Origin of the sequence: Oceanispirochaeta sp. (genome assembly GCF_027859075.1) — a bacterium.
Lineage (GTDB): Bacteria > Spirochaetota > Spirochaetia > DSM-2461 > DSM-2461 > Oceanispirochaeta.
Genome location: NZ_JAQIBL010000009.1, coordinates 1 through 3,762, shown reverse-complemented (window position 1 = coordinate 3,762; position 3,762 = coordinate 1). Strand labels below are relative to the sequence as shown.

Annotated in this window: 3 protein-coding genes; 1 reads left to right on the top strand and 2 read right to left on the bottom strand. The window is 43.2% G+C overall.

Going from position 1 to position 3,762, the window contains the following annotated elements; translation table 11 throughout:
• The first annotated feature begins 78 nt into the window (after positions 1 to 78).
• Positions 79 to 1,710, top strand: a complete 1,632-nt coding sequence (locus tag PF479_RS00775; protein ID WP_298001250.1) for a transposase — start codon at positions 79 to 81, stop codon at positions 1,708 to 1,710.
• Positions 1,711 to 1,855: 145 nt separating this feature from the next.
• On the opposite strand, the gene PF479_RS00770 is transcribed toward PF479_RS00775, so the two are convergent.
• Both PF479_RS00770 and istA read right to left on the bottom strand, forming a co-directional pair.
• A complete protein-coding gene (locus PF479_RS00770; protein ID WP_298001248.1) occupies positions 1,856 to 2,077 on the bottom strand; it encodes an ATP-binding protein in 222 nt (73 codons plus the stop codon).
• Positions 2,055 to 3,593 carry an IS21 family transposase gene (istA, locus tag PF479_RS00765; RefSeq protein ID WP_298001245.1) on the bottom strand — a complete coding sequence of 513 codons (1,539 nt, stop codon included), beginning with the start codon at positions 3,591 to 3,593 and terminating at the stop codon, positions 2,055 to 2,057. Before istA ends, PF479_RS00770 begins: the two co-directional genes overlap by 23 nt.
• Positions 3,594 to 3,762: the final 169 nt, after the last annotated feature.

The window sequence follows — 3,762 nt, the reverse complement described above, 5'->3', positions numbered from 1 at the left end:
ATGACTCCCCTGAAAAAAGGTAGCTTAGGAATTTCCTAAATCTCGTCGCTATGATAAAATTCTGTGCGGGGGTGTCAAATGTTTCGTAAAAATGACCAGCACAGGCAGCAGAGGATGTTTACAGTAGTCGATCAGCTTTCAAAATCGGCAAAGCATAAGTTGGATACATCCTGGGCCCCTGTTTTTTATCAAGAATATTTTTGTAGGCTGGACGAATCAGTATTTTCAGTCCTCTACAGCACAAAGAAGTCCAGACCGAATACCCCCATAAATCTCCTGGTTGCTTTTGAAACCTTGAAGTCCGGCTTTAGCATTAGCGATGAAAAGCTCTATAATCATTTCCTATTTGATCTTCAATTTCGTTATGCCCTTGGACTCCATGATTTTGATGAAGGACATTTTGAACTGCGTACCATCTATAATTTCCGTGCGGCACTTGCTGCCTATGAAGCCGAGCATGGGGTGAATCTGATTCGGCTAGCCAGTGAGCAGATCACCGATGAGCAACTTAAACAGTTTCAGATGAGAACAGGCCTCCAACGAATGGATTCAACCATGGTGCAGAGTAATATTCGCAAGATGAGCCGCTTACAGCTCCTGGTTGAAATTATCCACCGATTTCATCGCATGTTGAGTGAGAATGAAAAAAAGAAGCATGAGGAACTCTTTCACTCCTATATAAAACAGGATTCTCTACACTATTGCTATAAGCTGGAGCGGGATGAGGTTGCAGGCCGGGTGGAAAATCTTGGGTGTGATCTTGCCAAGATGCTGGAAATATTCCACGGACGGTATGGAGCAGAGAAAGGATATCTTGATGCAAAACAGGTTTTTAGGGAACATTTCTGCATTAAAGAAAGCGTTTCCATCAAGGACAAAAAAGAGTTAAATGGCCGCTGCCTGCAATCTCCAGATGACGCAGAAGCAACCTTCAGAACCAAGAGTAGAGAATCTTCCCGGGGATATGTAGCAAACATCACCGAAACCTGTGATAGTAAAAATGAGTTGCAGTTGATTACCACCGTAAGCGTTGCTCCAAACGTAACCGATGACCAGGAACTTTTGGTTGGCGATGTAGAAAACCTTAGTGATCGGATGGAACTTGAAACCCTGCTTAGTGATGCTGGTTATACCGGAGCTGTAGCCGCTGATGCTGTAACCAAACATAATGTTGAGCTAAAAGTTAGCGGGATCAAGGGTCGGAAAAAGAAATATGCAAACACCCTGGGACTTGAAGATTTCCGTCTGTCCACAGATGAATCTGGAGAGGTTAAGGAAATTGTCTGTCCACAAGGATTTTCTGGAGAAGTGAGGCCTACAAAGACAGAACATCGCTTTACCGCCGGGTTTGATGGTAGTGACTGTGAGGTTTGCCCGATGAAAGAGGACTGCCCGGCAAAGAGATTAAAGAAGCGGAACTTGTTTGTATTACATTTTACGACGTCCGATGTTCGAGTTGCCCAGCAAAGAATGCAGGTAGCAGAGTGCGGGCGTAAAGTATTGAACAAGAGGGCGTCTGTGGAAAGTACTGTTCGCAGTGTCATCCACCCCTTTGGAGGGCATCTGTGCAAGATGCCTGTAAGAGGTCGGCATCGAATTACCAACATGACGATTTTGAGTGCTATGATGGTAAATGTCCACAGAATTACGAGATACCTGAACCCACCGGAACCAATAGAACCAATAAATAGAGATCTGGCAACGATATAGAGGCCATGGAGAAGCTAATATGTGCTGTTAGACAGGTCAGAAGCCCGAACCTGGCAGCTTTTCAGTTGACGGGGACAAAACATGAATGAACGGGTGTGATTATTTCAGAAAGCCCTGGTTTTGGGGAAATCGCTATAAGCTTTTTTCAGGGGAGTCTTTTATATTTTCCGAGATTTGCCTTCTTGATGGTTGTCTCCTGCTTCTTTTGTCTCCGGCGTTCGATTTCATCTTGTGTCAGGAGGAGCAGAAAATCTGCATACCCCATTTTAGACATGACTGCTTCAGAAAGGCGCTGTTCGAAATTCTCATAAATAGAGGAAAGGCGAAGCTGCTTCAGATTTTGTTTAATTTGTGTATGTGTTTCCATTAACGGTCTCCTTTTTTATTAGTTCATCTATACTCCTTGCGTAAGTTGCTGACAGGGGCTTTTCCGTAATGAAGGCAAAATCGGTTTGCTTGTCCAGACTCCCTTCCAGGATGGTTTTTATGCTTCGGTATGAGTAGTTACCATAGTAGACGGCACGTTTACAGGCTGCTTCAAGGCGCTCAGAATTATATTTTTTTTGAAGACGGATAATATTCTGTGCGGAGCGTAGATTTCTGATCGCCTCCTTATTCAAAAGAGAGTGCACGACCTCATGTGTGTTGATCCCGACCTTAAATGCTTCAACAAGACAGTACTCTGTATCCCACTCCATATACTTTCCAACATCTGCTGGATAGTGCTCTTTTTTAGTCCTTCTTTTCCCGGCGGAGACAGGGAAATGTATGGCAACCAGCTCATTCTCATAGAATATAGCCACCTGAGAAGCCGTTTTCCGGGCTTCTACCTGTAATCCACGAAGGTTGTGAGGAACGCTGTAGTACGCTTTATCAAACTGAATATGGATATCTCTACAGACTTTAAGGTTCTTCCACACCGGGCATTCAAAGCGTTCTGTCGGTAACGGCCCTAAGGTTGGTTTCTCATATTTTTCAAAAAGTTCTATTGGTTTTTGTCTGGTGGTACCATGGATTCTTTTTCGGGCAGTGGTCTCATTCCATTCATTCAGCTGCCTGTTTGCATCACTGAAATTCCTGAACTTACGCAATGGTATGAAATTATTCTTCACATATTTGACGCCGGATTCCACCTTCCCTTTATGCTCTGGGACGCCAGGTAAACAGGGATCAATCTGAAATCCATAGTGGTTGGCACAATCGGCATAGCTTCTGTTGGGAAGGGGATCACAGTAGGCCGCTTTGATAATGGCACTCTTCAGATTGTCCGGAATTATAAGTTTTATCACACCACCGAAATGCTCAAAGGCATGGACATGACAATCACACCAGGTTTGGATATCCTGACTCCTGACAATTTCAAAATAGGCATCCCTTGAGTATCCCAGAACCATAACAAATACATATGCCTTTATTTCTTCTCCGGATAGCTCATCATAAATCCTGCCGATTGATCCGAAATCAACCTGAGCCAGTTCACCCGGTTTGGATTCAATTCGAAATACTGGTCGGTCTTTGAAGACATTATTTTTTGTTACATATCTCATCAATGATGAGTAGCTTCCAGCAAATCCTTTCTCTTCCTGGAGTACCTGAAATAGTCTGACATAATTCTCACATTCAGCAGCCAAATCATCAATGAGATCTGTGTTGTTTTCCAGCCATCCATGGTTTTCAGAAAACCTTTCTTTTTTGCGAACAGTACGGAATTCAGTCATGATTTTCTGGATGTCATTTCGAATCCATGGCTTCTCATTCAGTACCATCTCTAGATGGTTTCGATATTTCTTAACAGTGTTTTTTGAAATCTTCTGCTGACGAGCAATCTTCTTAATTGGAGTGTTCTCCAATAGCGCTTTTACAGCATCTTCTAACTTGTACATAGCTAACTCCCTCTTGTCCATCGAAACCTCCAAATATAGAGGTTACGTGTTAATTATTAGAGGGGTCAACATACCGAATTTCAGGGGGTCAGTATTGCGAAAACGTGGGGGTCAATTTCGTGAAAATTGACACATAGACAACAAAGGGTTTTCGAGATGCATTTATGAT